The organism is Pseudomonas sp. S2_C03, assembly GCF_054668405.1.
Genome location: NZ_CP162766.1, coordinates 1,664,312 through 1,691,174, shown reverse-complemented (window position 1 = coordinate 1,691,174; position 26,863 = coordinate 1,664,312). Strand labels below are relative to the sequence as shown.

24 protein-coding genes and 1 tRNA gene are annotated in these 26,863 nt (G+C 60.1%); 16 read left to right on the top strand and 9 right to left on the bottom strand.

Going from position 1 to position 26,863, the window contains the following annotated elements:
- Positions 1 to 149 precede the first annotated feature (149 nt).
- The 8 genes from AB4N64_RS07710 to AB4N64_RS07675 all read left to right on the top strand — a co-directional run bounded on the left by AB4N64_RS07710 (position 150) and on the right by AB4N64_RS07675 (position 8,677).
- Complete coding sequence (locus AB4N64_RS07710) at positions 150 to 827, top strand: thermostable hemolysin (protein ID WP_460123742.1); 678 nt, start codon at positions 150 to 152, stop codon at positions 825 to 827.
- On the top strand, positions 817 to 2,298 hold the full coding sequence (locus tag AB4N64_RS07705) for an AMP-binding protein (RefSeq protein WP_460123739.1): 1,482 nt from the start codon (positions 817 to 819) through the stop codon (positions 2,296 to 2,298). Before AB4N64_RS07710 ends, AB4N64_RS07705 begins: the two co-directional genes overlap by 11 nt.
- Positions 2,295 to 2,969, top strand: coding sequence for a TenA family transcriptional regulator (locus AB4N64_RS07700; protein WP_460123736.1), 675 nt, complete (start codon positions 2,295 to 2,297; stop codon positions 2,967 to 2,969). Before AB4N64_RS07705 ends, AB4N64_RS07700 begins: the two co-directional genes overlap by 4 nt.
- Positions 2,956 to 3,765 carry an SDR family oxidoreductase gene (locus AB4N64_RS07695; protein WP_460123733.1) on the top strand — a complete coding sequence of 270 codons (810 nt, stop codon included), beginning with the start codon at positions 2,956 to 2,958 and terminating at the stop codon, positions 3,763 to 3,765. Before AB4N64_RS07700 ends, AB4N64_RS07695 begins: the two co-directional genes overlap by 14 nt.
- Positions 3,762 to 4,406 carry a tetratricopeptide repeat protein gene (locus tag AB4N64_RS07690; protein ID WP_460123730.1) on the top strand — a complete coding sequence of 215 codons (645 nt, stop codon included), beginning with the start codon at positions 3,762 to 3,764 and terminating at the stop codon, positions 4,404 to 4,406. Before AB4N64_RS07695 ends, AB4N64_RS07690 begins: the two co-directional genes overlap by 4 nt.
- A gap of 11 nt (positions 4,407 to 4,417) precedes the next feature.
- The gene (locus tag AB4N64_RS07685) at positions 4,418 to 5,080 is read left to right on the top strand and encodes a response regulator (RefSeq protein ID WP_460123727.1); all 663 of its coding nucleotides are present in this window, start codon (positions 4,418 to 4,420) and stop codon (positions 5,078 to 5,080) included.
- On the top strand, positions 5,077 to 6,444 hold the full coding sequence (locus AB4N64_RS07680) for an ATP-binding protein (protein WP_460123724.1): 1,368 nt from the start codon (positions 5,077 to 5,079) through the stop codon (positions 6,442 to 6,444). The genes AB4N64_RS07685 and AB4N64_RS07680 overlap by 4 nt, the downstream gene beginning before the upstream one ends.
- A 265-nt stretch (positions 6,445 to 6,709) precedes the next feature.
- Positions 6,710 to 8,677: an LTA synthase family protein gene (locus AB4N64_RS07675; RefSeq protein ID WP_460123721.1), complete on the top strand. Its 1,968-nt coding sequence runs from the start codon at positions 6,710 to 6,712 to the stop codon at positions 8,675 to 8,677.
- A 125-nt stretch (positions 8,678 to 8,802) separates the two neighbouring features.
- Here the strand turns inward: AB4N64_RS07675 and AB4N64_RS07670 are convergent, their stop codons facing one another.
- The 9 genes from AB4N64_RS07670 to AB4N64_RS07630 all read right to left on the bottom strand — a co-directional run bounded on the left by AB4N64_RS07670 (position 8,803) and on the right by AB4N64_RS07630 (position 16,280).
- Positions 8,803 to 10,158: an ATP-binding protein gene (locus tag AB4N64_RS07670; RefSeq protein WP_460123718.1), complete on the bottom strand. Its 1,356-nt coding sequence runs from the start codon at positions 10,156 to 10,158 to the stop codon at positions 8,803 to 8,805.
- Positions 10,134 to 10,799: a response regulator gene (locus AB4N64_RS07665; RefSeq protein WP_460123716.1), complete on the bottom strand. Its 666-nt coding sequence runs from the start codon at positions 10,797 to 10,799 to the stop codon at positions 10,134 to 10,136. The genes AB4N64_RS07670 and AB4N64_RS07665 overlap by 25 nt, the downstream gene beginning before the upstream one ends.
- A 96-nt stretch (positions 10,800 to 10,895) precedes the next feature.
- On the bottom strand, positions 10,896 to 11,336 hold the full coding sequence (locus AB4N64_RS07660; protein ID WP_460123713.1) for a hypothetical protein: 441 nt from the start codon (positions 11,334 to 11,336) through the stop codon (positions 10,896 to 10,898).
- A gap of 27 nt (positions 11,337 to 11,363) precedes the next feature.
- Positions 11,364 to 12,128 carry a COG4705 family protein gene (locus AB4N64_RS07655; RefSeq protein ID WP_460123710.1) on the bottom strand — a complete coding sequence of 255 codons (765 nt, stop codon included), beginning with the start codon at positions 12,126 to 12,128 and terminating at the stop codon, positions 11,364 to 11,366.
- Positions 12,129 to 12,490: 362 nt separating this feature from the next.
- Positions 12,491 to 12,566: transfer RNA gene (locus tag AB4N64_RS07650), tRNA-Gly, on the bottom strand.
- A gap of 63 nt (positions 12,567 to 12,629) precedes the next feature.
- Positions 12,630 to 13,190: a CDP-diacylglycerol--glycerol-3-phosphate 3-phosphatidyltransferase gene (pgsA, locus tag AB4N64_RS07645; protein WP_460123708.1), complete on the bottom strand. Its 561-nt coding sequence runs from the start codon at positions 13,188 to 13,190 to the stop codon at positions 12,630 to 12,632.
- Positions 13,191 to 13,222: 32 nt separating this feature from the next.
- A complete protein-coding gene (gene uvrC, locus AB4N64_RS07640; protein ID WP_460123705.1) occupies positions 13,223 to 15,046 on the bottom strand; it encodes an excinuclease ABC subunit UvrC in 1,824 nt (607 codons plus the stop codon).
- Between the two features lie 2 nt (positions 15,047 to 15,048).
- Positions 15,049 to 15,690, bottom strand: a complete 642-nt coding sequence (gacA, locus tag AB4N64_RS07635; protein WP_008015884.1) for a response regulator transcription factor GacA — start codon at positions 15,688 to 15,690, stop codon at positions 15,049 to 15,051.
- Positions 15,691 to 15,815: 125 nt separating this feature from the next.
- Complete coding sequence (locus AB4N64_RS07630; protein ID WP_460123701.1) at positions 15,816 to 16,280, bottom strand: GNAT family N-acetyltransferase; 465 nt, start codon at positions 16,278 to 16,280, stop codon at positions 15,816 to 15,818.
- A gap of 615 nt (positions 16,281 to 16,895) precedes the next feature.
- Between AB4N64_RS07630 and AB4N64_RS07625 the strand changes: the two genes are divergently transcribed.
- From AB4N64_RS07625 to AB4N64_RS07590, 8 genes are all read left to right on the top strand, one after another.
- Positions 16,896 to 17,969: a 3-deoxy-7-phosphoheptulonate synthase gene (locus AB4N64_RS07625; RefSeq protein ID WP_460123698.1), complete on the top strand. Its 1,074-nt coding sequence runs from the start codon at positions 16,896 to 16,898 to the stop codon at positions 17,967 to 17,969.
- Between the two features lie 226 nt (positions 17,970 to 18,195).
- Complete coding sequence (locus tag AB4N64_RS07620; RefSeq protein ID WP_460123695.1) at positions 18,196 to 19,077, top strand: lipase family alpha/beta hydrolase; 882 nt, start codon at positions 18,196 to 18,198, stop codon at positions 19,075 to 19,077.
- 82 nt (positions 19,078 to 19,159) lie between these two features.
- Positions 19,160 to 19,441, top strand: a complete 282-nt coding sequence (locus AB4N64_RS07615; protein WP_019410039.1) for a peptidylprolyl isomerase — start codon at positions 19,160 to 19,162, stop codon at positions 19,439 to 19,441.
- Positions 19,442 to 19,576: 135 nt separating this feature from the next.
- Complete coding sequence (locus AB4N64_RS07610; RefSeq protein WP_460123691.1) at positions 19,577 to 21,445, top strand: extracellular solute-binding protein; 1,869 nt, start codon at positions 19,577 to 19,579, stop codon at positions 21,443 to 21,445.
- Positions 21,445 to 22,506 carry a microcin C ABC transporter permease YejB gene (locus tag AB4N64_RS07605; protein WP_460123688.1) on the top strand — a complete coding sequence of 354 codons (1,062 nt, stop codon included), beginning with the start codon at positions 21,445 to 21,447 and terminating at the stop codon, positions 22,504 to 22,506. The genes AB4N64_RS07610 and AB4N64_RS07605 overlap by 1 nt, the downstream gene beginning before the upstream one ends.
- Complete coding sequence (locus AB4N64_RS07600) at positions 22,506 to 23,528, top strand: ABC transporter permease (RefSeq protein ID WP_460123685.1); 1,023 nt, start codon at positions 22,506 to 22,508, stop codon at positions 23,526 to 23,528. The genes AB4N64_RS07605 and AB4N64_RS07600 overlap by 1 nt, the downstream gene beginning before the upstream one ends.
- A 33-nt stretch (positions 23,529 to 23,561) precedes the next feature.
- The gene (locus AB4N64_RS07595) at positions 23,562 to 25,133 is read left to right on the top strand and encodes an ABC transporter ATP-binding protein (RefSeq protein WP_460123682.1); all 1,572 of its coding nucleotides are present in this window, start codon (positions 23,562 to 23,564) and stop codon (positions 25,131 to 25,133) included.
- A 124-nt stretch (positions 25,134 to 25,257) separates the two neighbouring features.
- Positions 25,258 to 26,664 (top strand): sigma-54 interaction domain-containing protein, encoded by a 1,407-nt coding sequence (locus tag AB4N64_RS07590; protein ID WP_460123679.1) that lies wholly within the window; start codon positions 25,258 to 25,260, stop codon positions 26,662 to 26,664.
- The last annotated feature ends 199 nt before the right edge of the window (positions 26,665 to 26,863 follow it).

Below are 26,863 nucleotides of genomic sequence, written 5' to 3'. Positions count from 1 at the left end.
GTTCCAGGGCGAACCGACGCCGCTACCCTGCCCTGGCAGTCTTAAGACAATCTGAAGATCGACAGTTCGTTAACATTTTTTCACCTTCAGACTTCGTTAAGAAACGGCTTGGATACTCCCCTCAAACCCATTGAGGGAGGCGTTGCGCCATGCCCGATACAGACTGGAACATTCCCCTGCCCTTGCACTTCGGTCGGGCAGAAACTCAGCGGATGAGTCTGTTCAACGCATTGCCCGGTGATTCACGGCGAGCGCCTTTTGAAGCCTTCATTGAGCACCAGTTTCGCAAGACTCATGGTGCCGATATCCGCCACTTCATGCCCGAGCTGTTCGGGATGCTCAACAGCGCCGGCCAGTTGTGCGCAGTCGCTGGCGTACGACGAGCCCATCGTGAGGCGCTGTTCCTGGAGCGTTATCTGGACGAGCGAATCGAGCCACTGATCAGCGCGGCAGCCGCTCGCGGAGTGGAACGCAGCGAAATCGTCGAAGTCGGCAACCTTTGCGCCAGTGACACGGGCAGCGCACGCCTGAGCATCATCGCCCTGACTTACCTGCTGGGTATGGGCGGCCCGGAATGGGTGACGTTCACTGGCAACATCGGGTTGGTGAACAGCTTCCATCGCCTGGGTCTCAAACCGGTGACACTGTGCGCCGCCGACCCCAAACGCCTCGGCGAGGACCGCCACGACTGGGGAAGCTACTACGAAAGCAAACCCTGGGTGCACGTCGGGAACATTCGCGCCGGGTTCCTGCATTTGCGCGATATCGGACTGTTTAACCGGCTCGGATTGCCGACGCCGATCGAAGGAGCCTTCCATGTCGCTTGAACTGCAACGGTTCCATGAAACCCTGCGCGGCCACGCCGGGCGCAACGACAGCAGCGTGGCGCTGTGGGGCGATACGCTCAAGATCGACTACCCGACGCTGTACGCCGAGTTGCTGTACCGCCAGGAGCGCCTGCGCGATGAGAAGGTGCAGGTCGTTGCGTTGGCGCTGGACAACGGCGTCGAAGCCATGCTCTGGGACCTGGCAATACTGTTCGAAGGGCTGACGTGCGTATGCCTGCCGCCTTTTTTCAGCGCGGCGCAACGTGCCCACTGCCTGGAGCAGAGCCAGGCCGAACGCGTCATCGCCGAGCCGCAACTGGACGCCGAAATGCTCACAGCCGGCTATGAAAAACGCGGCGAATTCTGGTGCCGCGCTTTTGCCGGTCCCAACAGAATGCCAGTGGGCACCGCCAAACTGACCTTCACCTCCGGCACCACGGGCACGCCCAAAGGTGTGTGCCTGAGCGCCGACAGCCTGCTACGGGTCGCGCGGGAGTTGGAGCAAGCCAGCCTTGCCAACGCGCCACGACACCATGTGGCACTGCTGCCCCTGGCGATTCTGCTGGAAAACCTGGGCTGCTACGCAGCGCTATATGCCGGTGCAACGCTGAGCTTGCCGAGCCAGGAAACCCTCGGCATTCAGGGCGCCAGTGGCGTCAATGTGCCGCGTATGCTCGGCTACCTGGCCAGCCGTCAACCTGAGAGCCTGATCCTGGTGCCGCAACTGCTGTTACTGCTGGTCAGCGCTGCGGAACAACACGCTTTCAATCCGCGCACCCTGCGCTTTGCTGCCGTGGGTGGCGCACGGGTGGCGGAGGAGCTGCTGCACCGCGCTCAACGGGTGGGGCTTGCGGTGTACGAAGGCTACGGGTTGTCCGAATGTGCCTCGGTGGTTTGCCTCAACCGTCCCGGTGCGCAGCGCCCCGGTAGCGTCGGCAAGCCCCTGCCCCATGTAGCGCTGCGATTGGCGCAGGACGGTGAAGTCATGATCAAGGGTTCGAGATTGCTCGGCTATCTCGGCGAACCTGCGATCACTGACCCGTGGTGGCCGAGCGGCGATCTGGGCGAATTCGATACGGACGGTTTCCTCTACCTCAAGGGACGCAAGAAACACCAGTTCGTCACCAGCTACGGGCGCAACGTCAACCCCGAATGGGTCGAGGCCGAACTGACTCAGCGCCGGCACATTGCCCAAGCTTTCGTCTATGGCGAAGCCCTGCCCCACAACCATGCGCTGCTCTGGCCGCACCGCCCGGATTGCACCGATGCCGAGCTGCAAGCCGCCGTCGATGAAGCCAATGACGTTTTGCCCGATTACGCCCATGTGCATCACTGGACGCGTCTGTCTCAACCTTTCAGTGCCGCCAACGGCCTGCTCACCCCCAACGGCCGTCCACGCCGCGACGCCATCGTCACGGTGTATCACCACCTGTTGACTGAATCCGTCGTATCCGAGGAATCCGCATCATGAGTTTTTTCGACACCCTGCAAGAAGCCACGCAAAAGGAACGCCATGAGCTGTTCAACCTGCCGATCATCGTCGATGCCCTTCAAGGCCAGGTCAGCCTGGAGAGCTATCGGGCGTTCCTGGCACAGGCTTATTACCATGTGCGCCACACCGTGCCCCTGATGATGGCGTGCGGCGCAGCCCTGCCGACGCGCCTGGAGTGGTTGCGTAAAGCGGTCTGCGAATACATCGAAGATGAGTACGGCCATGAACAGTGGGTGCTCGACGACATCGCTGCCTGTGGTGGGGATCGTGACGCCGTGCGCGACGGCCAGCCATCGCCAGCGATAGAGCTGATGATCAGCTTCCTCTACGACCTGATCGCCCGCGGTAATCCGGTGGGCTTGTTCGGCATGGTCAACGTGCTGGAGGGCACCAGCGTCGCCCTGGCTACGCACGCCGCCGCCAGCATTCGCGAGCACCTGGCACTGCCCATCTCGGCCTTCAGCTACCTCAGCTCCCACGGTTCGCTCGACATCGAGCACATGCAGACCTACCGCCACCTGATGAACCAACTCGAAGACCCGCAGGATCAAGCGGCGGTGATTCATGCCTCGAAAATGGTTTACCGGCTCTATACCGAGATGTTCCGCGGCCTGCCCCGCCACGCGGAGGCACAAGATGCAGCTGCATGAGGCCCGCGTGGTGTTGACCGGTGCCAGTGGCGGTATTGGTGTGGCGATCACCGGCGCTCTGTGCGCCGCCGGTGCGCGCGTGCTCGCCGTGGCACGGCATCAGCAGGCGTTGTTGCCACTGCTCAAGCGCTACCCGCAGAACCTGAGTTGGATCGCGGCCGATCTCACTTCGTCCGATGATCAGCGCCAAGTGTTGACGGCTGCCGAGGGCATCGGCGGTATCAACCTGCTGATCAACGCCGCCGGCGTCAATCACTTTGCCATGCTCGAACAACTGGACGACAGCGACATCAACGACATGCTGGCGGTGAACATCAGCGCCCCCATCTGCCTGACCCGACTGCTGTTGCCACTGCTCAAGCGGGCTGACAACGCCATGGTGGTCAATGTCGGCTCCACCTATGGCTCCATCGGCTACCCAGGTTATGCCAGTTATTGCGCCACGAAGTTTGCCCTGCGCGGGTTTTCCGAGGCTTTGCGCCGAGAACTGGCCGATACCCGCGTCAACGTGTTGTACGTCGCGCCCCGCGCCACCCGTACGTCGATGAACAGTGCCGCCGCGCAAGCCTTGAACGATGCGCTGAAGGCCAGCGTCGACGATCCGCAAACCGTGGCAGCGGCAGTCACTCATGCGATTGCCGGTGATCGTCGAGACCTGTACCTGGGCTGGCCGGAGCGGTTTTTCGTGCGCCTCAACAGCCTGCTACCCAATCTGGTGGATCGGGGCTTGCGCAAGCAGTTGCCGCTGATCCGTCGCCTGAGTGAAAAAAACGAGAACGAGACGCCAAAATCATGAAGAAAATGTTCGCATGCCTGCTGCTCGGCGCCCTCAGTCAAAGCGCTCTGGCACTGGACGCCGCCGATCAACAACGCCTGAACAGCATTCAGCAGGGTTGGGCGCGCATTCAGTACGAGACCCCGGAAAACCAACGCGCTGCTGCCTTTGAGCAACTGGCAGCCCAAGCCTCCAACTTTACAACCGAGCGTCCGGCCGTGGCCGAGGCCTGGATCTGGAAAGGCATCGTCACCAGCAGTTGGGCCGGCGCCCAGGGCGGACTCGGTGCCTTGGGCAAAGCCAAGGACGCCAAGGCCGACCTGGAAAAGTCGCTGACCCTGGACCCAAAAGCGTTGCAAGGTTCGGCCTATACGAGCCTCGGCGCGCTGTACGATCGGGTGCCCGGCTGGCCGATCGGCTTCGGCGACAGCGACAAAGCCGAGCAATTGCTCAGGCAAGCCCTGCACTTCAATCCCGACGGCATCGACAGCCTGTACTTCTGGGGCGATCATCTCTACCGTCAGAAACGCTACGCTGAAGCCAGGGCCGCGCTGCTCAAAGCCCTTCAGGCAGCGCCTCGGCCGGGCCGGGAAAGCGCTGACGCCGGGCGCCGCAAAGAAATCGCCGCTTTGCTGGTGGACGTGAACAAGAAACTCGACTGACAGGAGCCCATGTGCGTTTACTACTGATCGAGGACGATGTCGCGCTCGGTGAAGGCATTCACCAGGCGCTGGGGCGCGAGGGTTACACCGTCGACTGGCTCAAGGATGGCGCCAGCGCATTGCATTCGTTGCTCAGCGAAAGCTTTGACCTGGCGGTGCTCGACCTTGGGCTACCGCGCATGGATGGCCTTGAAGTGCTGCGTCGCCTGCGCAACAGCGGCTCCAACCTTCCGGTGCTGATCCTGACCGCCCGCGATGCCACGGAAGACCGAATCGCCGGGCTCGATGCCGGCGCCGACGATTACCTGATCAAGCCCTTCGACCTGGCCGAGCTCAAGGCGCGCTTGCGGGCCTTGTTACGGCGCAGTGCCGGTCGCGCCCAGGCGTTGATCGAGCACGCGGGCATCAGCCTGAACCCTGGCACCCAACAAGTCAGCTACAGGGGCCAGCCCGTGGCACTGACACCCAAGGAATATCAGTTGTTGCATGAGTTGCTGTCGCCGCCCGGCCGGGTGATGACCCGCGACCAACTGATGCAGTTGCTCTATGGCTGGAGCGAAGAAGCCGAAAGCAACACGCTCGAAGTGCACATCCACCACCTTCGCAAGAAATTCTCCACCGACCTGATCCGCACCATTCGGGGCGTGGGTTATTTGGTGGAGGAGCGCCAATGACCTCGATCCGCCGCCGTACACTGACGCTGATCATCGGTCTGTTGCTTGCCGGCTTGACGGTACTCAGCTTCTTTAACGTGCACGACAGCAATCACGAGATCGCCGAGGTCTACGACGCACAACTGGCCCAGAACGCGCGGTTGCTGCAAGGCGTGATGCGCATGCCGCTGGCCGGTCAGCAACACGCCGACCTGTACCGTGCCTTCAACACTGCTCTGGGTGAAGCGGAGCCGCGAGGCGACGGCCACCCTTACGAACGCAAAATTGCCTTTCAGGTGTGGAACTCCGAAGGTGAAGTGTTGGTACACACTGCCAGCGCGCCTTCGTTCAGATCACCACCCACCTTGCCAGGCTTCAGCGACGTAGTGGACCTGAACAACCGTCATTGGCGCGCCTTCATTCTCGAAGATCAAAACAACGGCATGCGCATCTGGGTCGGAGAGCGCGATGACGTGCGGGCGGATCTGGTTGACCGCATCGTCCGCCACACCTTGGGCCCCAACGTGATTGGCAGCCTGCTGTTGGCGGCCATGGTCTGGCTTGCCATCGGCTGGGGGCTCAAGCCGTTGGCGAACATGGCCGCGACCTTACGCGCAAGACACAGTGGCTCGCTTGAACCGTTGCAGTTGACGCCGCTGCCCAGCGAGCTGGAACCGATGCAAGCCGCACTCAATCGCATGCTCGCTCAAATCCAGGAAGTGCTCGGACGCGAGCGTCGCTTCATCGCCGACGCCGCCCATGAGATGCGTACACCGCTTGCGGTGTTGCGAGTCCACGCCCAAAACCTTCAGGAAGCCGGCTCTGAACAGGAGCGCCGTGAATCGCTGGCGTTCCTGATTGCCGGCGTCGACCGCACGACCCGATTGGTCAACCAACTGTTGACCATGGCCCGCCTTGAGCCCGGCGCTGGAGGTTCCCCGCCCCAACGGGTCGACGTAGCCGAGACAGTGCGCAACAGCTTGGCTCAAATGACCCCGTGGTTACTGAGCAAACACCTGGAACTGGCGTTTGAAGAAAGCGGCCGGCCGGCCTACGCGCTGGTCAGCCCCACTGCGCTCGAAATTGCCCTTGGCAACCTGATGACCAACGCCGCCAATTTCTCGCCAGACAATGGCGTGATCACTGTGAGGTTGAGCCGGACTGAGGGCTTCTGCCATTTGATTGTCGAAGACCAGGGTCCCGGGATCGAAGAAGCGGACCGGGCACGATTGTTCGAACGTTTTTACAGCCGTGGCAATGCGCAAGGGGCAGGACTGGGTTTGACCATCGTCAACACCATCGCGACGCAGTTGGGAGGGAGCATCACGCTGGTCAACCGCCAGGAAGGTGGCTTGCGGGCAACGTTGTCCATCCCGGCCAGTTAACCGGCGATCACGATCGACTTGAGTGGTATGCGCAGAAAGGAAAAAACCCGAACGACCTGTGTGAAAACACGCTGACAGCCTTCCGAATGGCAACAGGATCAAGTCGTCTTGACGATTTTTTTCTATTCTATCGGATAGATTCATTTTCTCGCCATCGTAACTCCGTGCATTCGAAAAGGAATGTCCTATGGATTAGGACTCGCAGATACGCAGATCCACCAGCAACAAATTTTCGATCTGGAAGGAATATAACAAGGAGTTTTCAATGCGCTTTTTCACTTCAGCCCCCCTGCGCTTCGTTCTAACGGTTACCGGCCTATGGTTGGTGGTTTTTACCCTTACCCGGTTGGTGTTACTGGCCACTCACCTTTCAGAGGCGGGCAATGCCTATGCTTCGATTTTCGGTATAGGCGCACTGTACGATCTGAGCTTTCTGCTGTTCGCCGCGCTGCCGATGAGCTTCTATGTGTTGCTGTGTCCTCCCGCTTTGTGGCGTAGCCGTGGGCACTACTGGTTTTTGCAAGGCCTCTTGATACTCAGCGTTTTCGTGATGTTATTCACCGCAGTGGCTGAATGGCTGTTCTGGGACGAATTCGGCGTACGCTTCAACTTTATTGCCGTGGATTATCTGGTGTACTCCGACGAGGTGTTGAATAACATTCTGGAGTCTTACCCTATCGGTAAGTTGCTTAGCGGGTTGGCGGTGATCGCCGTTGTAATCTGCATTATTTTGTACAGACCATTAAAGCGTGTGATCAGTGCGCCGTTGCCGACCTGGCGCGTGCGCTTGCTGAGTGTTGCGGCGTTGTTCGCCTTGACTGCAATTGTCGTGTGCTTCGTTGACCAGGACACTCCCCGGGGAGAAGGCGGAAACACCTATCAGCATGAATTGGCCAGCAATGGCCCCTACCAGTTCTTTGCCGCGTTTCGCAATAACGAGTTGGACTACGAACAGTTCTACGCCACGTTGCCGAATGATGTAGTCGGCAGAATGATCCATCAGGAAATGGCGGAAAGCGACGTGCGGTTCATCGGAAAGGATTCCCTTGATGTACGTCGAGTCGTCACGCAGAAAGAAAAGACCAAGCGACATAATATTATTTTGGTGACCATCGAAAGCTTCAGCGCGAAGTACATGGGCAGCAATGGGAACCCTGACAACCTGACGCCCAATCTCGATCAATTACGTAAGGAAAGTCTTTACTTCAACAACTTCTACGCCACTGGCACCAGAACCGACCGTGGCCTGGAAGCGATTACGTTGTCTGTTCCTCCAACGCCGGGACGCTCTATCGTAAAACGGGTAGGCCGTGAAAGTGGCTTCGCCAGCCTGGGCCAACAGCTCAATCATGTCGGTTACGACAGCGTTTTTGTATACGGTGGGCGTGGCTACTTCGACAACATGAATGCGTTCTTCGGGGGGAATGGTTACAAGGTGGTCGATCAAAGCAGTGTCGATGAAGCAGATATCCATTTCAAAAACGCCTGGGGCATGGCGGATGAAGATCTTTACCAATTGACGCTGAAGCTGGCAGACGAGAACTTTTCGCTCAACAAACCGTTCCTGTTGCAACTGATGACCACCTCCAATCACCGTCCCTACACTTACCCAGATGGCAGGATTGATATTGCATCCGGTGACGGTCGCGACGGTGCTGTGAAATATACTGACTATGCAATCGGAAAATTCCTGGAAGCAGCCCGAAAGAAAGCCTGGTTCGACGATACTATCTTTGTCTTTGTCGCTGACCATACGGCTGGTAGCGCTGGCAAGGAAGATCTTCCAATTCGTAATTATCAAATTCCATTGTTCATCTACGCCCCTAAGCTCATTCCTGCGCGTGAAGAGGGTCAATTGGCGAGTCAGATAGACTTGGCTCCGACACTGCTAGGGTTGTTGAACCTTAATTACGAATCGACATTTTTCGGTCGTAACTTGCTTCAAGCGTCCGCATTGCCCCCCCGTGTCTTGGTCGGTAATTACCAGCACCTTGGTCTGTTCGATGGGAAAGATCTGGCTATTCTTAGCCCCCGATCCTTGTTGCGACGCCACGACGACGCATTGGGCGCGAGCCATGAGGTGACGGTTCAAGTCAACGACCCTCTAATCGCACGAGCGATTACCTACTACCAGGCTGCGAGCTATGACTTCACCCATCGCTTGTTGAACTGGGGCGGCAGCAAAGACACTGCCGGCAATGACATCCCTCTGATCGCTCCCGCTCGCGACTGACTCGGACAATGGTTCCAAGCCTGCATTCAGCAGGCTTGGAACTGCTTGGATAATGCGTGAGGCTCACGTCCAGGGTTGATGGCAGAAATTGTCAGGGATCGCAGGTGCCATGCACCTGAAGCAAATCAGCTCCGACGAACGTCCAGCGAGACACAAACACGTAATCCACCCTGTTTGACCTCATCTGCAAAGCTCAATCCGACACGTGCGCCGATACGGTCGGCTATCGCCGCAACGATGGACAGCCCCAGTCCGGAGCCGGCTTCACCTGTGCCCAAATTGCGGTAAAACGGTTCGAATACCAGCGCTCGCTCTTCGGCGCTAATGCCGGGGCCGGAGTCCTTGATCTCGATGAGTACGCCAGAATCGGTCGGTTCGACACTCAAGTCGACCCGCCCGCCCGTCGAGGTATAGCGAATGGCATTGTCCACCAGGTTCTTGACCAGAATGAACAGGTCCAGCTCGTTGATAACAACCCGCCTATCCTCGACGCTTTCCACTCCGATATCGATGCCCTTATCCTCGGCCAATGGCAGCAAATCCTCCAGCACACGACGAAACACGGCGTGTACCGAAACCGCCGTCTCGATTCGTTGCGCGACTGATTGCGCGGCGGCCAGCGCCAACAGCTGCTCGATGAGCATGCGGCTTCGCTCGATGCCCTGAGCCAAGGGCACAAACCTCTGTCGCGCCGCCTCTGACATCGGCATGGACGACAACCGCTCCGCTTGCAATGACAGCGCCGTCATCGGCGAACGCAATTCATGGGCGGCATCGGCGATAAACCGCCGTTGCGTTTCCATGGTCGACGCGACGCGCTTGAGCAATCGGTTGATCGCCACGACAAAAGGACGGATTTCGCTCGGCAGGTGCTGCTCATCGACAGAATGAAGCGCCTGATGGTCGCGTTGATCGATTTCTGCTGATAGCGTTGCAATGGGACGGAACAGTTTGCGCACCAGATCCCCCACCACCAACAGCAACACTGGAAACAGAATGAGAAACGGCAGCAGACTGTGCCAGGCGCTTTCCCGCGCTTCCTTATCGCGCACGTCGGCCTCTTGCGCGACCACGATGCGTTCGCCCGTAGAAAGGGTTCTGACCAGCGCACGAAAGTTTTCGCCGGCGATGTTCAGTGTCGACAACCCATCCGCCAGAGTCACGGGAAATGGCAACGGGATGCTGACATCGTCATTGCCGACTGCTTTGGCGCTATCGGCCAGGTACTGCACGATGATCCTTGATTCCTCGTCGTCATCAACGAGCCTTTCAGCACCGGGATAGCGCAGGGTCATGTGCTGTCGATCGAACAGCACTGCCACCTGGCGCAAGCTTTCGTCCTGCATCTCGTGAACTTCGTCGAGCGCCGACATGAACGCGAACACACCGGCCAGCAAGGCGACGAGGAGAATGGCCAGTGACAGCGCGACGGACAGCTGCGATTGCACCGAGTCGCTTAAACGCCTTTTGAAACCATCCATCCCATCCCCCTGACGTTCCTGATGACATGGCTCCCAAGTTTTCGTCGCAGCGCATGGATCAAAAATTCCACCGCGTTACTTTCCACTTCGTTGCCCCAGCCGTAAATCCGGTCTTCCAGCTCACTGCGCGAGAGAATGGCACCCGGGCGGATCAACAGCGCCTGCAAAAGCGCAAACTCGCGACTGGAGAGTTGGACTTCGCTGACGTCGGCAGTGGAGGCTCGCTTGGAGACAAGGTTCAAGGAGACTTCGCCGTTGTCCAGCAATGATTGCGCGTTACCACCGCGACGGCGCAGTACAGCGCGCATGCGTGCCAGCAACTCAGCGATAGCAAAGGGCTTGAGCATGAAGTCATCAGCACCGGCATCAAGGCCACGCAGACGATCATCCAAACCATCCCGGGCGGTGATAATCAACAGCGGCACAGGGTTGTTGCGTGCGCGAATGGCATCCAGCACATCGAGCCCATCCTTGCCCGGCAGGCCAAGGTCGAGGAGGACCAGGTCATAGGTCTGTGTGTCCAGCGCCGCCAACGCGGTGAGGCCGTTTTTCACCCAGTCGGTGGCGTAACTCGCATCGTTGAGCGCATTTTCGATGGCATCCCCAATCATCAGGTCATCTTCGACCAGCAGAATCCGCATGCACCGCTCCGACAAAAAAGGCGCGACGGTGATCCCCGTCGCGCCTGTATTGAAGCACTTGAACCGGCATTTGTCCGCACCCGGCTCCGACCCGACTTACTGCTGCGGGCTTTTCATCGCATCGAAAGCCTTGAGCAAGTCATCCATGGCCGACTTGCAGTCAGCTTGCTTCGGCGTGCCGGCGCGCAAGGCGTCGAGTGCGTGGTCAATGGCTTTGTCCAGCACATGCCAGTCAGACGCAGCCCGGGGTTTGATGCCCGCTTCGGCAGAGTCCCAGGAGGTTTCCAGGTCCTTGATACGTGTCTTGGCAGCGGGGAGATCGTTTTTTTCCACCAGCGTGCTCACGTCAGCGGCAATCCTGCGGAACTCGCTCAGGTCGCCGAGTTTCGAGCCGGACTGCGCTGGCGCACTCATCGAGCTGGTCGGCGTGCCGGCAGCGGGTTTATCGGCGGGCTTCGAACAACCCGCCAGACTGCCGAGCAATACCAGTGACGAGATGATGGCGACATGACGGATAGTCGTTTGAAAGGAGCGCATGTGGATTCCTTGATAGATGTTTGAAGGTTATTGAACGGCGGTTTTACGGTTGCCAACGCCGATCTGTGCAACTGCCACCAACAGCACGATGACGGTCAGGAAGATCGCACTGGTCCACGCTGCACCCATGCCCAGACCACCGTAGGTCTTGGCTTGAGTCAGCAAATCTCCGAGGGAGGCGCCGAATGGACGAGTGAGGATGTAGGCGATCCAGAACGTCAGCACCACGTTGGCGCCCAGACGCCACGCCAGCAGCGTCGCCGCAATCAACGCGCCGAAAATCACCGCACCCAAGGTGAATCCCAGCCCCAGCGCCTCCGTGGCCAGATCACCGGCGGCGGTGCCCAGGGCAAAGGTGCAGAGCACAGTTGACCAGTAGAAAAGTTCGCGTCGCGGCGTGTTGATCTCGCGAATTGAAAGGTTGTTCTCCCACTTGAACCAAATCAGGAAGTTCAATGAGAGCAGGACTGAGAACACTCCGGTACTGACATACAGACTGATATCGAGCATGTCGGTCATGATGTCGGTGATCTGCGTGCCAACTATGCTCACCAGTACCACGGTCAACCAGTAGATCCACGGTGAATAGACCGTTTTGCGCATTTGCAGCAATAGCGCGCCAGCCAGCAGCAGCGCCATGCCAATGCTGGTCCAGCCGGCGCCGAGCCCTGCGTCTACGGCAAGGAAGTCGGCGCCGGTTTCACCTACGGTGGTCGATAGAATCTTGATTACCCAGAAGGCAAGTGTGACTTCAGGTACTTTGTTGAGCCATCCGGCTCTCGCGGGATTCATGCTGGTCGCCTCTTCTGAACTGCGCTGAATGCGCTTGGAAGAAGATACGGATGGAAACTTAGCCAAGACTGAGGGTGGTGACGTGTTTGCAACGTACCTCTTGGGAAGGAGCCTGATGGCGGCCACGGTTCCGAAGATGCTCTGGATCGCAAACTCAGTCACACGTGGTCGCTCGCTCGTAATCCAATACGTCGTGCGCCGCCCCTAGGACTGAATCGCGGCCCGCGATCTCCAACCCGACGGTGGAAATGATCACTGCGCCTGCAAGAGGCTCGCAGCGAGTGATCATGGAAAGCAGAAACGCAAAAAGGACCCGAAGGTCCTTTTTGCGATCATTGCAGCCGAAACTGCAATGCTATGTTTGGAGCGGGAAACGAGACTCGAACTCGCGACCCCGACCTTGGCAAGGTCGTGCTCTACCAACTGAGCTATTCCCGCGTCTTGGTGTGGCGCATTTTATAGAATCCAGAAGCCCCGTCAACCCCTTGATTCAAAAAAGTTTTATTTCTTTTCCACATCGATCTTCAGGTGTGGCCAGGCGGCGCGCAGATATTGGACCATGGACCACAAGGTCAGACCGGCGGAGATCATCAGTAAAACGTAGCCGAGCAGCACCCAGAAGGTAAAGTGCGACGGGTTGCCCAGCAGGATCACCAACGCGAGCATTTGCGCGGCGGTTTTCCATTTGCCCAGGTTCGACACGGCGACGTGCGCACGGGCACCGATTTCGGCCATCCATTCGCGCAGAGCCGAGACGACGATTTCGCGACCGATGATGACGGCGGCCGGCAGCGTCAGCCACAGGTTGGCGTGCTCCTGCACCAGCAGCACCAGGGCCACGGCGACCATCAACTTGTCGGCCACCGGGTCGAGGAACGCGCCGAATGGCGTGCTCTGTTCCAGGCGACGCGCCAGATAGCCGTCCAGCCAGTCGGTGGCAGCGGCGAACGCGAAGACCGAGGCGGAGGCCGCGTAGCTCCATTGGTAAGGCAGGTAGAACAGTAAAATGAAGATCGGGATAAGCAGGACGCGTAGAACGGTAATCAGATTAGGGATATTCATCGGCACAACTGGCTACGAGGTGAGGGGGCATTCTACTCGCTGTGCAGATTTGCATAAATCAACTCTGCGAGCTTTTTACTGATCCCGGGGGCTTTGGCGATTTCTTCGATGCTGGCACGAGACAGCTCCTGCAATCCACCAAAATGTTTTAACAGGTCGCGCCGACGTGTCGGCCCTACCCCGGCGACGCCTTCCAGTGTAGACGTGCGGCGGGTTTTGCCACGACGTGCGCGGTGGCCGGTAATGGCGAACCGGTGGGCCTCGTCACGGATCTGCTGGATAAGATGCAGCGCCGGCGAATCGCCACGCAAGGTGAATTCATGGGCGGCGTCGTTGAGGTACAGGGTTTCGAAGCCGGCCTTGCGCGTGGCGCCCTTGGCCACGCCCAGGAGGATCAGGTCCGGCACCGCCAGTTCATTGAGCACATCGCGGGCCATCGACAGCTGGCCCTTGCCGCCGTCGACCAGGAGGATGTCCGGCAGCTTGCCCTCCCCGTCCTTGAGTTTGCTGAAGCGCCGGGTCAGCGCCTGATGCATCGCGGCGTAGTCATCGCCTGCGGTGACGCCTTCGATGTTGTAACGACGATAATCGGCCTTGATCGGGCCTTCCGGGCCGAACACCACACACGAGGCCACAGTGGCTTCGCCGCTGGAATGGCTGATGTCGTAGCACTCCAGGCGCTGCGGCGGTTCATCCAGGTTCAGCACTTCGGCCAGGGCGTCGAAACGCGCCGCGACGTGTTGACGGTTGGCCAGACGTGCACCCAATGCCTGCTCGGCGTTGGTCACCGCCAACTGCTGCCAGCGTGCCCGCGTGCCACGCACTCGGTGGCTGATAGTCAGTTCCCGACCACGCAGCTCATGAATGGCCTCGATCAGTGCAGGGAAGTCGTCGTGAACCACGTTGACGATCAACTCGCTCGGCAAGTCCCGCTCGGGACTGCTGACGAAGTACTGGCCGAGAAACGCCGCCATGACTTCGGATACGTCCTCTTCGATACCCACTTGCGGGAAGAAGTTCTTGCTGCCCAGTACCCGGCCACCGCGCACACTGATGAGGTGCACGCAGGCGCCGCCCGGATTGACGAAGGCAGCGATCACGTCGACATCGCCGGAGCCGCCTTCCATGCTCTGCTGATCCTGTACGCGGCGCAGCAGGCCAATCTGGTCACGCAGTTCGGCGGCGCGCTCGAATTCGAGGTTGATCGCCGCCTCTTCCATGCCCGCTGACAATTCATCAGTCAGCGCATTGCTGCGCCCTTCGAGGAACATCACCGAGTGGCGCACGTCTTCGGCGTACACCTCAGGTTCCACCAGTCCTACGCAGGGCGCCTTGCAGCGCTTGATCTGGTATTGCAGGCACGGCCGCGTACGGTTCTTGTAATAGCTGTCCTCGCACTGACGCACAAAAAAGGTCTTTTGCAGCAGGCTCAGGCTCTCACGGATCGCCCCGGCGCTGGGATAGGGGCCGAAGTACTTGCCCTTGGCTTTTTTCGCCCCACGATGAATGCTCAGGCGTGGAAACTGGCCATCGGACAAGAAGACGTAGGGGTAGGATTTGTCGTCGCGCAGCAGGATGTTGTAGGGCGGGCGCCATTCCTTGATCAGTGTCTGCTCAAGCAACAGGGCTTCAGTTTCGTTGGACGTAATCGTCGTTTCGACCTGGGCGATGCGCGCCACCAGTGCGGCGGTCTTGGGTGCCAGCCCGGACTTGCGGAAGTAACTCGACAGGCGATTCTTGAGGTTCTTGGCCTTGCCGACGTAGAGCAGACGCGCCTCGCTGTCGAACATGCGATAAACGCCGGGGCGTCCGCTGACCGTTGACAGGAATGCGCTTGGATCAAAGATTTCGGTCATTTTCAGAGGCTGGCATCAACCATGCCGTGACGAACCGCCAGCAGCGTCAACTCGACATCGCTGCTGATTGAAAGCTTTTCGAAAATTCGGTAACGGTAGGTGTTTACGGTTTTTGGCGACAGGCACAGCTTGTCGGAGATGATCTGGACTTTCTGGCAACCAACAATCATCAGCGCGATCTGGATTTCCCGCTCGGACAAGGCGTCGAACGGCGAATCGTTGGTCGGCTGGAAGGATTTGATCGCCAGTTGCTGGGCGATCTGCGGGCTGATGTAGCGCTGCCCGGCAAATACGAGGCGGATGGCCTGGACCATTTCCGGCAGCCCCGCACCCTTGGTCAGGTAACCGGCGGCTCCGGCCTGCAACAGACGGGTGGGGAACGGGTCTTCCTCGCACACGGTGACGGCCACGACCTTGATGTCGGGATGGCTGCGCAGCAGCTTTCGGGTGGCTTCAAGACCGCCGATACCGGGCATCTTCACGTCCATCAGCACCACATCGGGTTTCAACTCACGTGCCTTGAGCAGGGATTCTTCCCCGGACTCCGCCTGGCCGACCACTTGCAGGCCGTCGATGTCCGCCAGCATTCGCGTAATGCCCGTACGAACGAGATCATGGTCATCGACTACTAGCACCCTAATCAAGCAGACACCTCGTGATTCGTCTTGTTGAGTTGCCGACACCTTAGCAAAAAGCGATTGGCAGACCTAGCGGCAAGCGCCATATAAAAAGTATCAATACATCTTGAAAGGCTTGTCTTATATGTGTTTCAGGCATTCAGGGCGCGAACATCACACTGCATTCTGAGGAAACACTCGTCGGCGCCGACTACCCGCAAGCCCTTTCGCTCGTAAAGCATTCTTGCCGGATTATTCTCGAACACCGTCAAGCGCAACGCCGGGCGACGCTCCTGGCCCGCCAGCGCCAAAACCTGATCGATCGCCCAGGAACCAGCCCCCTGACCGCGAAACCCCTCGACGACATGCAACTCACGGATATACAAGGCCCTGGCGTCCCGGCTCAAGCTGAAAAATCCCAGCCGCACGCCATCGCGCACGATCAAGCGATTGTCCCGCCCCGCCCAGGCCACGTCGAAGGCTTCGTCCTGCCAAAGCAGGTCGTACTGAATGTAATAGCGCAGCATGTTCTGGCAGGTCAGGTCGCGAGCGAAGCCCAGGTCGGCGGGCGTTGCCGGGCGCCATTCAAATCCGGCGGCGAGTGTCGATGCGGTCATGGCGGGTCGCGGGGAAAGTTGATAAGTGCGAAGTGTCACACCCCGGCGATAGAAAACACCATCGGCGATTGATAGCAATTTCTGATTGAATCCGCCTACCGGCCTCTAGTAAGCTCAGGCCATTCATCGGAGACACACCATGTTCAACGCCTTCTCACAGCGTACTACCGCCAGCGCCCCGCGCTCGGTTGCGGCTGCCTGGGCGAACAGTGCTTGTGCTCCGGCAAGCTTTTATTTTGGGTATTGGTTTAGCCACTGGCGCGCCTGATACCCAAACGGCGCCCACTTCAACGGGTCGCCACCAGAGATTTCTCAACCCCCGGTCGGCCTCCCGACCGGGGGTTTTGTTTTTTCAGCGCCTGAATTTTTGAAGCAGCACTTTTGCACTTACCAGACATTTTGAGGATTCACGACATGAACTACGCCACCTATTACCGTTACGACACCTTTACCGCCTGGCGATTTAGCAGCCTCCGCTCGGGACAGCCTGCCGCCTCCGATCGGTCACCCAATGGTGGCAAGCACACACTCGCAGCCAATCCGGCCAATTGTCGAACACCCCTGTAGGGCCGAGCGCGCGGGAACGAACCCGCCGCTTGCCCAGGAAGCCTGAACATGAACTCGTCCGTCTCTGCTTTGCCGCTGTCCACCCTGAGCCCTGCCAACGAAGCGCTGACCCTGCGCCTGCCCAGCTCATTGCAACTCAAACAGCAGTTGCCCCTGAGCAATGACCTCACCCGCCAGGTCGCCACCCACCGCGACGCCGTACGCGCCATTCTCAACGGTGAAGACTCCCGTTTACTGGTCATCGTGGGACCCTGCTCGATTCACGATCCGCAATCGGCTCTGGAATACGCCGGTAACCTCGCCCGCCTCGCCGACGACGTCAGCGATCAAATGCTTCTGGTCATGCGCGCCTACGTTGAAAAACCGCGCACAACGGTCGGCTGGAAAGGCCTGGCCTACGACCCGCATCTGGACGGCAGCGACGACATGGCCGGCGGCCTCACCCTGTCGCGCGAACTGATGCGTGAAATGCTGCGCCTGGGTCTGCCGGTAGCGACCGAACTGCTGCAACCGATGGCCGCCGGCTACTTCGACGACCTGCTGAGCTGGGTCGCCATCGGGGCTCGCACTACCGAATCGCAGATCCATCGCGAAATGGCCAGCGGCCTGAACATGCCGGTCGGCTTCAAGAACGGCACCGATGGCGGCGTCGGCGTGGCCAGCGATGCGATGCGCTCCGCCGCCCACCCGCACCGTCATTTCGGCGTCGACACCCAGGGCCACCCTGCAATCATCCAGACACCCGGCAATCCCGATACGCACCTGGTTCTGCGCGGCGGCCATCGCGGCCCCAACTACGACCGCGCCAACGTCGCCCAGATCAACAGCGACCTGAGCAAGTTGAAGATCCCGGCGCGAATCATGGTCGACTGCAGCCACGCCAACAGCGGCAAGGACCCACTGCGTCAACCGGCCGTGTTTAACGATGTGCTGGAACAGCGCCTGCAAGGTGACCGGTCACTGATCGGGATGATGATCGAGAGCCACCTGTTCGAGGGCTGCCAGCCGTTGTCGGCGTCGCTCAAATACGGCGTGTCGATCACCGATGGCTGCCTCGGCTGGAGCGGCACGGAAGAACTGTTGCGCAACGCGGCGCAGCGGTTGCGCACGGCACGCGGCTGACAGGCTAATGGCATGGCGGGGGTAGGTCATTGCAGGACTCTGCTCTACCCCCGCCGAAAAGACGTCCAGACAATCCGAAACAGGCTTCCCGAGGCCTCGAATATTCGCCTCCCACCTATTCCGTTTTCACCCTTTTACAGCGGCTTTTTCATACATCGCCCCGATGTCCGTGTGCTTTAGAGTGACGCCCTCGCACACCCACGAACTTCCGCGAAAAGGTACGAACATGCAACGGAATGCAAGCACTCTCCACCCCATCCTGCTGGTTCACGGCTTGTTCGGTTTCGACCGGATCGGCCCTTTCGGACTGTTCCACGACATCAGGCAAGCCTTGCGCAGCGCCGGCGCCAGGGTATTCATTCCACACTTGTCTGCCACTCACACCCACGAGGCACGTGGTGACCAGCTCCTGTCACAGGTCGAGCGTGTGCTCGAGGGCACCGGAGCCCAAAAGGTCAACTTGATTGGCCACAGTCAAGGCGCACTGGCGGCACGATATGCCGCTGCGGTGGCACCGCAGGTCGTCGCATCCGTGACATCGGTCAGCGGACCGAACCACGGTTCGGAGCTGGCCGATTTCCTGCGCAAGGCGCTGACCCCAGGGCGCCTGCCGGAACGCGCAGCCGAAGCGGTGGCGACCCTGTTCGCCGACTTCCTCTCGTTGTTGAGCGGTAACCCGCAGATACCGCAGAACGCTATCGCCGCACTCAATGCACTGACGACCGATGGCGTCCGCGACTTCAATCAAAAATATCCCCAGGGGCTGCCAAAAACCTGGGGTGGCAAGGGTCGCGAGGTGGTCAATGGCGTTCGCTACTACTCGTGGAGTGGCACCCTGCAAGGTGGTGTTGCACAGGAAGAGGCTAATGCAGGCGACTCCTTGCACGGATTCTGCCGGGTCTTTTCACGCTACTTCACCACCGAGGCCGAGCAAAACGACGGCCTGGTCGGGCGCTTCAGCTCCCACCTGGGCAACGTGATCCGCTCCGACTATCCGCTGGATCACCTGGATGTCATCAATCAAGCCGTCGGGCAAGTGCGTCAGGGCGTCGATCCGGTCGAGCTCTTCGTGCGACATGCCGAGCGCCTGCGAAAGGTCGGCCTTTAAGCATCGCCCTGGAACTTTGAGAAGAAATGGGCCACTGAATCCGGTAGGCTCGACACTTTACTGAACAGAGGAGTATTTCCCCATGGCTAAAGCCACTGCCCGTCACATCCTGGTTGCCAGCGAAGACAAGTGCAACGAACTCAAGGCGCAAATCGAGGGCGGCGCCGACTTCGCCGAAATCGCCAAGGCCAACTCCACCTGCCCGTCCAGCCGCCAGGGCGGTGACCTGGGCTCGTTCGGTCCAGGCCAGATGGTCAAGGAATTCGATACCGTGGTCTTCAGCGCACCGATCAACGTGGTGCAAGGCCCGGTGAAAACCCAGTTCGGTTACCACCTGCTGGAAGTGACCAGTCGTCAGGACTGATCTCGCTACAGCGCTTGACGCACAACGGCCCGCCTCTGGTGGGCCGTTGTGTTTCGCATGTGCGATACGACTGGCGAGGCACGCGCCGCTAGCGTACAACTTGCGGTTACCGATCACCCAGCTCTAAGGCTGACAATGCGACTGGCTTTCCCTACCTTTTTATTCACCGCCGCGACCCTGCTGTTGGGCGCCGCTGGTGTGAGCGCAGCGCCGCAACACGCCCTGACCGTCTACGGCGAACCCGCGAAATACCCCGCCGGCTTCAGCCATTTCGAGTACACCAATGCGCGCGCCCCCAAGGGCGGGACCATGCGTCGCTCGGCCGTCGAAATCGGCCATTTCGACCATGTGTTGCCTTACATAGACAAAGGCATCGGCGTCACCCAGATCGACGGTTTGCTTTACTCCCCGCTCGCCCAGCGCTCACAGGATGAGCCCTACACCGTCTATGGCCTGGTGGCGCAGAAGATGGAGCGCTCGGACGATGGCTTGTCCTTGCGTTTCTATCTGAATCCCAAGGCGCGGTTTGCCGATGGCAAGCCAATCACCGCCGAAGACGTGCGCTACACCTTCGACCTGTTGATGACTCAAGGCAGCCTGCGCTATCGCACGCAATTCGCCGACGTCAGCGGCGTGGTCGTCGAGTCACCGCTCAAGGTCCGCTTTGACTTCAAGAGCAACGAAAACCGCACCCTGCCCCTGGACCTCGCCACCCTGCCGGTGTTTCCCGAGCACTGGTGGAAAACCCGCGACTTCGCCGGTGGCGGCGGTTACGAGCCGCCACTGGGCAGTGGCCCGTACAAGGTGAGCAAGGTCGATTCCGGGCGCAGCATCACCTTCGAGCGCAACCCCGACTGGTGGGGAAAGGACTTGCCGGTCAGCCGTGGCCTGTACAACTTTGACCATTTCAGCATTGAGTACTTCGGCGACACCGACGTTGCACGCCAAGTCCTGCGCGGTGGCGCCTACGATTACAACCGCGAGTTTTCCGCCACCGGCTATTCCATCGGTTACGACAGCCCCGCCCTCAGCGACGGTCGCCTGCAAAAGGCCCACCTGGCGCAAAGTGCCCCACAATCGGCGCAAGGCTTTGTGTTCAACTTGCAAAATCCTCTCTTCCAGGACCGTCGTGTGCGCCAGGCCCTGGTGTTGCTTTGGGATTTCGAGTGGAGCAACCGGCAGATGATGCGAAACGTCTACATCCGCCAGCAGAGTTTCTTCTCCAATACCGATCTCGCCGCCCGGGCACTGCCGGACGCTGCCGAGCTTGCGATCCTCGAACCCCTGCGCGGCCAGATTCCCGACGAAGTGTTCACTCAAGTCTTCGAGGCGCCCAAGACCGATGGCAGTGGCGTGATCCGCGACAAGCAACTGCAAGCCTTGGCCCTCCTGGAGCAGGCCGGCTGGAAACCCGACGGCGATCAACTGGTGAATGCCGAGGGCAAGCCGCTGAGCTTTACGTTCCTGGTCAGCCAGAACGGCATGGACCGCCTGTTGTTGCCCTACAAGCGCACGCTGAAGCAGATCGGCATCGACCTGAACATCCGCCGTATCGACTCGTCGCAATACGTCAACCGGCTCATGTCCCGCGATTACGACATGATCGTCACCGGCTACCCTGTCACCACGTCTCCGGGCAACGAATTGAACAACTACTTCGGTTCGGCTTCCGCCAACGACCCGGGCTCCAACAACTACATGGTGCTCAAGAACCCGGCCGTGGACACCCTCGTCGCTGGACTCGTACGTGCCAGCACCCAGGCCGACATGCTGCGCTATGCCCACGCACTGGACCGCGTGCTGCAATGGAATTACTACTGGATTCCCAACTATTACCCGCCGGGCAGTTCCACCGTGTGGTGGAACCGCTTCGGCATTCCCAGCGTGCAAGCGGCGAATGACGAAGCCATCGAGAGCTGGTGGGAAGTGAGCACCACACCGTTGACCAACCAGCAGATGACCGCCGAACTGATCAAGCGCGGCCAACCCGGAGGGCCGCACTGATGTGGGTTTATATTCTGCGGCGCCTGCTGCTGATCATTCCGACGCTGGTGATCATCCTTCTGGTCAACTTCGTCATCGTCCAGGCAGCGCCGGGCGGCCCGGTCGAACAGGCCATCGCGCACTTGCAGGGCATCGGCGGCGCCAGTGTCGGCGGCGGTTCCAGCGACATGGCCAGCGGCAGCTCGCGAGCCAGTCGCGGCCTCGATCCGCAACTGATCAAGGAAATCGAAAAACAGTACGGCTTCGACAAACCCGCCGCGGAACGTCTGTGGCTGATGCTCAAGAGCTACGCACAACTGGATTTCGGCAAGAGCTTCTTCCGTGGCGCGACGGTGACCGACCTGATCCTGCAAAAAATGCCGGTGACCATCTCCCTTGGGCTCTGGGCCACGCTGATTACCTACCTGGTGTCCATTCCGCTGGGCATCCGCAAGGCCGTGCACCATGGCAGTCATTTCGACATCTGGAGCAGTACCGCGATCATCATCGGCTACGCCATGCCGGCGTTTTTGTTCGCGATGTTCCTGATAGTCGTGTTTGCCGGCGGCACCTCGCTGAACTGGTTCCCGGTGCGCGGGCTGGTCTCGGACAACTTCGAATCGCTGTCCACCGTGGGCAAGATTGCCGACTACTTCTGGCATCTGGTGCTGCCAGTGACGGCCCTGGTGATAGGCGGCTTTGCCACCTTGACCATCCTCACTAAAAACTCGTTCCTCAATGAAATCACCCGCCAGTACGTGGTCACTGCCCGCGCCAAGGGCATGAGCGAACGTCGCGTGCTCTACGGCCATGTATTCCGCAACGCCATGCTGTTGGTGGTGTCGGGCATTCCACAGGCGTTCATCAGCGTGTTTTTCGCCGGCTCCCTGCTGATCGAGGTGATCTTCTCCCTCGATGGCCTGGGGCGCATGAGTTACGAAGCGGCGGTGTCCAGGGATTACCCGGTGGTCTTCGGATCGCTGTTCATCTTCACCCTGTTCGGCCTGCTGATAAAACTGGTCGGGGACCTCTGCTACACCCTGGTCGACCCACGCATCGACTTCGCCGCGAGGAATGCCTGATGTTCAAGCTTTCGCCGTTGGCCCGTCGGCGCTTCGACCGTTTCAAGAAAAACCGCCGTGGCTGGTGGTCGCTGTGGTTGTTCGTCGGCCTGTTCCTGCTGACCCTGGGGGGCGAGCTGATCGCCAACGACAAACCGCTGGTGGTCAGTTACCACAACGCCTTGTACTTCCCGGTGTTCAAGCGCTACACCGAACAGGAGTTCGGCGGGCAACTGCCGTTCCAGGCCGATTACCGCAGCGATTACGTGCAGCAACTGATTAAAAAGGACGGCGGCTGGCTGCTGTTCCCACCCATCCCATTCAGCGACGACACTCCCAACTACGACCTGAACAAACCCGCACCCAGCCCGCCGTCGAGCGTCAACTGGCTGGGCACCGACGACCAGGCCCGTGATGTCATGGCGCGGGTGATCTTCGGTGCGCGAGTGTCTATCCTGTTCGCGCTGATGCTGACCTTTGTCAGCGCCCTCATCGGCATCGCCGCCGGCGCGCTGCAAGGCTACTACGGCGGCTGGGTCGACCTGATCGGCCAGCGCTTGCTGGAAGTCTGGTCGGGTTTGCCGGTGCTGTACCTGCTGATCATCCTCTCGGGGTTCGTCGAGCCGAACTTCTGGTGGTTGCTGGGGATCATGGCGCTGTTTTCCTGGCTGGCGCTGGTGGACGTGGTGCGCGCCGAGTTCCTGCGCGGGCGCAACCTGGAATACGTCAAGGCAGCCCGCGCGCTGGGCCTCACCGACCGCAAGGTGATCGTGCGGCACATCCTGCCCAATGCGATGAACGCGACATTGAGTTATCTGCCGTTTATTCTCACCGGGGCTATCTCGACGCTCACCGCCCTGGACTTCCTCGGTTTCGGCATGCCGGCTGGCAGTGCCTCGCTGGGCGAGTTGATCGGCCAGGGCAAGCAGAACCTGCAAGCACCGTGGCTGGGGCTGACGGCGTTTTTCACCTTGGCGCTGATTCTTTCCCTGTTGGTGTTCATCGGCGAGGCATTGCGTGATGCGTTTGATCCACGATCTTGAGCCACGGTCCAAGTCACCCAGCGAGCGTTCGATATGAGTAACCTGATCGAAATCCGCAACCTCAGCGTGGCCTTCAGCGGCCAGACCGTGGTACGCGACCTTTGCCTGGACATCCGCCCCGGTGAATGCCTGGCGCTGGTCGGCGAGTCAGGCTCCGGCAAATCAGTGACCGCGCACTCGATCCTGCAATTGCTGCCCGAAACCGACACCCAGTCCACCGGCAGCATTCGCTATCGCGGCAAGGAACTGCTCGGTGCCTCGTCGAAGGTATTGCGCGAACTGCGGGGCAACCGCATCGCGATGATCTTCCAGGAGCCGATGACCTCGCTCAATCCGCTGCACAGCATCGAAAAGCAGATCGGCGAAACCCTGATGCTGCACAAGGGCCTGACCGGCAAGGTCGCACAGGCTCGTATCCTCGAATTGCTGCAGCTGGTGGGCATCCAGAAACCCAAGGAGCGGCTCAAGGCCTATCCGCACCAATTGTCCGGTGGCCAGCGCCAGCGGGTCATGATCGCCATGGCCCTGGCCTGCGAGCCCGAACTGCTGATCGCCGACGAGCCGACCACCGCCCTCGACGTCACGGTGCAGCGCAAGATCCTGATCCTGCTCAAATCCCTGCAACAGCGGCTCGGCATGTCGCTGCTGCTGATCAGCCACGACCTTAACCTGGTGCGCAGCATTGCCCAGCGCGTGTGCGTGATGAAGGCCGGGGAAATTGTCGAACAGGCGCCTTGCGAGCAATTGTTCGCCGAGCCGAAACACCCCTACAGTTGCGTGCTGCTCAATGCGGAGCCGGAAGGCGAAGCCCTGCCCCGGGACGAGCGCGAGAAGGTACTGGAGGTGGACGACCTGCAAGTCAGGTTCGCCCTCGGCGGCGGGCTGTTCCGCCGCAAGACCTACCTGCATGCGGTGGACGGTATCAGCCTGAATGTGCAGCGCGGCAAGACCCTGGGGATTGTGGGCGAATCCGGTTCCGGCAAATCGACCCTGGGCCAGGCGATCCTGCGCCTGCTCGACTCCGAAGGCAGCATTCGCTTCCAGGGCCAAGCGCTGGATGGCCTGACGCAAAAACAGCTACGGCCCTGGCGCAAGAAAATGCAGGTGGTGTTCCAGGACCCGTTTGGCAGCCTCAGTCCGCGCATGTCGGTGGCACAGATCATCAGCGAAGGCCTGGAAGTGCACAGTCACTCCAGTGCAAAAGACTGCGACGCTCAGGTCATCCAGGCGCTGCGCGAGGTGGGCCTCGACCCGGAGAGTCGCCATCGCTACCCCCACGAGTTCTCCGGCGGTCAGCGCCAGCGCATCGCCATTGCCCGGGCGCTGGTGTTGAAACCGGCGTTGATCCTGCTGGATGAACCGACCTCGGCCCTGGACCGCACCGTGCAAAAACAAGTGGTGGCCCTGCTCCGACAGCTTCAGGAAAAACACGGCCTGACCTACCTGTTCATCAGCCACGACCTGGCGGTGGTCCGCGCCCTGGCCCATGACATGATCGTGATCAAGGACGGCAAAGTGGTCGAGAGCGGCGCCAGTCACGAGGTGTTCGAATCGCCGCAGCACCCGTACACCAAAGAGCTGTTGGCGGCGGCGCATCAGTTGTGACCGCGTCGCCTGCATCGCGGGCAAGCCCGCTCCTACAGGGGCTCCGTGTAGGAGCGGGCTTGTCGAATCGTCGCACCGCCGCGATGAGGACCCAACAGGCAACACACAATCAGGATCCACCCCCATGAACCCCACCGACAGCCTGAAGGACTACCAACGCGTCCGCCTCCTCGCAATCCGCTCGCTGTTCGAAATCATCGAGCAATCCAGCGAAGGCACGGTGATCGTCGACCGCGACGCCAACATCGTCTGGATGAACGAGCGCTATGCCCGGCGCTTTGGCCTGGAGTCGGCCGAGTTCGCCATCGGCAAGGCCTGCGAAAGTGTGATCCCCGGCAGCCTGCTGCGCGAGGTGGTGCGCACGGGTCGGCCGATCCTGCTGGACATGCAGGACACGCCCAAGGAACCGCTGGTGGTCATGCGCCTGCCGATCCACGACGATGCCGGCGTGGTGATCGGCGCCATCGGCTTCGCCCTCTTCGACGAACTGCGCACCCTCTCACCCATGCTCAAGCGCTACATGAGCATGCAGGAAGAACTCGCCTCCACCCGCTCGCTGCTGCGGGCGCGGCAGACCAAATACAACTTCGCCCACTTCATCGGCACCAGCGCCGCCAGCCTGGAAGTCAAACGACGCGCCCGACGCAGCGCCAGTGCCGATTCCCCGGTGTTGCTGCTGGGGGAAACCGGCAGCGGCAAGGAATTGCTGGCACAGGCGATCCACGGCGCCTCGCCACGGGCACACAAACCGTTCGTCAGCATCAACAGCGCGGCGATCCCCGAAGCCCTCCTGGAAGCCGAATTTTTCGGCACCGCCCCCGGCGCCTTCACCGGCGCCGATCGCAAGGCCCGCGCCGGCAAGTTGCAGATTGCCCAGGGCGGCACCCTGTTCCTCGACGAAATCGGCGACATGCCCCTCCCGCTGCAAAGCAAACTGCTGCGAGTGCTACAGGAAAAGGAGTTTGAACCGGTCGGCTCCAACGAAGTGATCCAGAGCGATGTGCGGGTCATCGCCGCGACCTCTACTGACCTTGAAGCGGCGATCAAGCGCGGCGAGTTCCGTGCTGACTTGTATTACCGGCTCAATGTGCTGCCGATCCAGGTGCCGCCGCTGCGCGATCGCCTCGACGACCTGCCCGCCCTGAGCGAGGCGATCCTCGAAGAGCTGCGCAGCCAGCACGAATTGAACCCCGAGGCCCTGGAACTGCTGGGGCAGCACGCCTGGCCTGGGAATATTCGCGAACTGCGCAATGTGCTCGAACGGGCAGCGTTGCTCAGTGATGACTTGCAGCTCAACGCGCAGGATATTCGTGGGGCCATTGGTACGTTTGCCCCGGTGCAGCGTGCGGCGCCCGCAGTGGTTGAAGCGTTGGGCCATGAGACGTTCAGCCAGGCGCGAGAGCGGTTTGACAGGCAATTGATCGAGTCTGCCCTGGCGCAATGCGGGGGCAAGGTGGTCGAGGCGGCAGCGCGGCTGGGGCTGGGGCGGTCGACCCTGTATAAGAAGATGGTGGCTTTGGGGATGGCTTAGTCTCAATAACGAGACATTGATCTCCGTTGTTAGACAGATCCAATCGCGGGCAAGCCCGCTCCTACAGTTCATGGGTTCCCCGCAAACTCTGTAGGAGCGGGCTTGCCCGCGATGAGGCCTTCCGAACCAAAAAATGTCTCAAATCAGAGACAGAAATCTCTTCAGAAGCCAAACAAAACAAATATTCCCTTATATTTCA

What these genes read in the sequence shown, in the direction of transcription:
- AB4N64_RS07710 (WP_460123742.1), top strand. Translation starts at nt 150, where the DNA reads ATGCCCGATACAGACTGGAACATTCCCCTGCCCTTGCACTTCGGTCGG.
- AB4N64_RS07705 (WP_460123739.1), top strand. Translation starts at nt 817, where the DNA reads ATGTCGCTTGAACTGCAACGGTTCCATGAAACCCTGCGCGGCCACGCC.
- AB4N64_RS07700 (WP_460123736.1), top strand. Translation starts at nt 2,295, where the DNA reads ATGAGTTTTTTCGACACCCTGCAAGAAGCCACGCAAAAGGAACGCCAT.
- AB4N64_RS07695 (WP_460123733.1), top strand. Translation starts at nt 2,956, where the DNA reads ATGCAGCTGCATGAGGCCCGCGTGGTGTTGACCGGTGCCAGTGGCGGT.
- AB4N64_RS07690 (WP_460123730.1), top strand. Translation starts at nt 3,762, where the DNA reads ATGAAGAAAATGTTCGCATGCCTGCTGCTCGGCGCCCTCAGTCAAAGC.
- AB4N64_RS07680 (WP_460123724.1), top strand. Translation starts at nt 5,077, where the DNA reads ATGACCTCGATCCGCCGCCGTACACTGACGCTGATCATCGGTCTGTTG.
- AB4N64_RS07675 (WP_460123721.1), top strand. Translation starts at nt 6,710, where the DNA reads ATGCGCTTTTTCACTTCAGCCCCCCTGCGCTTCGTTCTAACGGTTACC.
- AB4N64_RS07670 (WP_460123718.1), bottom strand. Translation starts at nt 10,158, where the DNA reads ATGGATGGTTTCAAAAGGCGTTTAAGCGACTCGGTGCAATCGCAGCTG.
- AB4N64_RS07665 (WP_460123716.1), bottom strand. Translation starts at nt 10,799, where the DNA reads ATGCGGATTCTGCTGGTCGAAGATGACCTGATGATTGGGGATGCCATC.
- AB4N64_RS07660 (WP_460123713.1), bottom strand. Translation starts at nt 11,336, where the DNA reads ATGCGCTCCTTTCAAACGACTATCCGTCATGTCGCCATCATCTCGTCA.
- AB4N64_RS07655 (WP_460123710.1), bottom strand. Translation starts at nt 12,128, where the DNA reads ATGAATCCCGCGAGAGCCGGATGGCTCAACAAAGTACCTGAAGTCACA.
- pgsA (WP_460123708.1), bottom strand. Translation starts at nt 13,190, where the DNA reads ATGAATATCCCTAATCTGATTACCGTTCTACGCGTCCTGCTTATCCCG.
- uvrC (WP_460123705.1), bottom strand. Translation starts at nt 15,046, where the DNA reads ATGACCGAAATCTTTGATCCAAGCGCATTCCTGTCAACGGTCAGCGGA.
- AB4N64_RS07630 (WP_460123701.1), bottom strand. Translation starts at nt 16,280, where the DNA reads ATGACCGCATCGACACTCGCCGCCGGATTTGAATGGCGCCCGGCAACG.
- AB4N64_RS07625 (WP_460123698.1), top strand. Translation starts at nt 16,896, where the DNA reads ATGAACTCGTCCGTCTCTGCTTTGCCGCTGTCCACCCTGAGCCCTGCC.
- AB4N64_RS07620 (WP_460123695.1), top strand. Translation starts at nt 18,196, where the DNA reads ATGCAACGGAATGCAAGCACTCTCCACCCCATCCTGCTGGTTCACGGC.
- AB4N64_RS07615 (WP_019410039.1), top strand. Translation starts at nt 19,160, where the DNA reads ATGGCTAAAGCCACTGCCCGTCACATCCTGGTTGCCAGCGAAGACAAG.
- AB4N64_RS07610 (WP_460123691.1), top strand. Translation starts at nt 19,577, where the DNA reads ATGCGACTGGCTTTCCCTACCTTTTTATTCACCGCCGCGACCCTGCTG.
- AB4N64_RS07605 (WP_460123688.1), top strand. Translation starts at nt 21,445, where the DNA reads ATGTGGGTTTATATTCTGCGGCGCCTGCTGCTGATCATTCCGACGCTG.
- AB4N64_RS07600 (WP_460123685.1), top strand. Translation starts at nt 22,506, where the DNA reads ATGTTCAAGCTTTCGCCGTTGGCCCGTCGGCGCTTCGACCGTTTCAAG.
- AB4N64_RS07595 (WP_460123682.1), top strand. Translation starts at nt 23,562, where the DNA reads ATGAGTAACCTGATCGAAATCCGCAACCTCAGCGTGGCCTTCAGCGGC.
- AB4N64_RS07590 (WP_460123679.1), top strand. Translation starts at nt 25,258, where the DNA reads ATGAACCCCACCGACAGCCTGAAGGACTACCAACGCGTCCGCCTCCTC.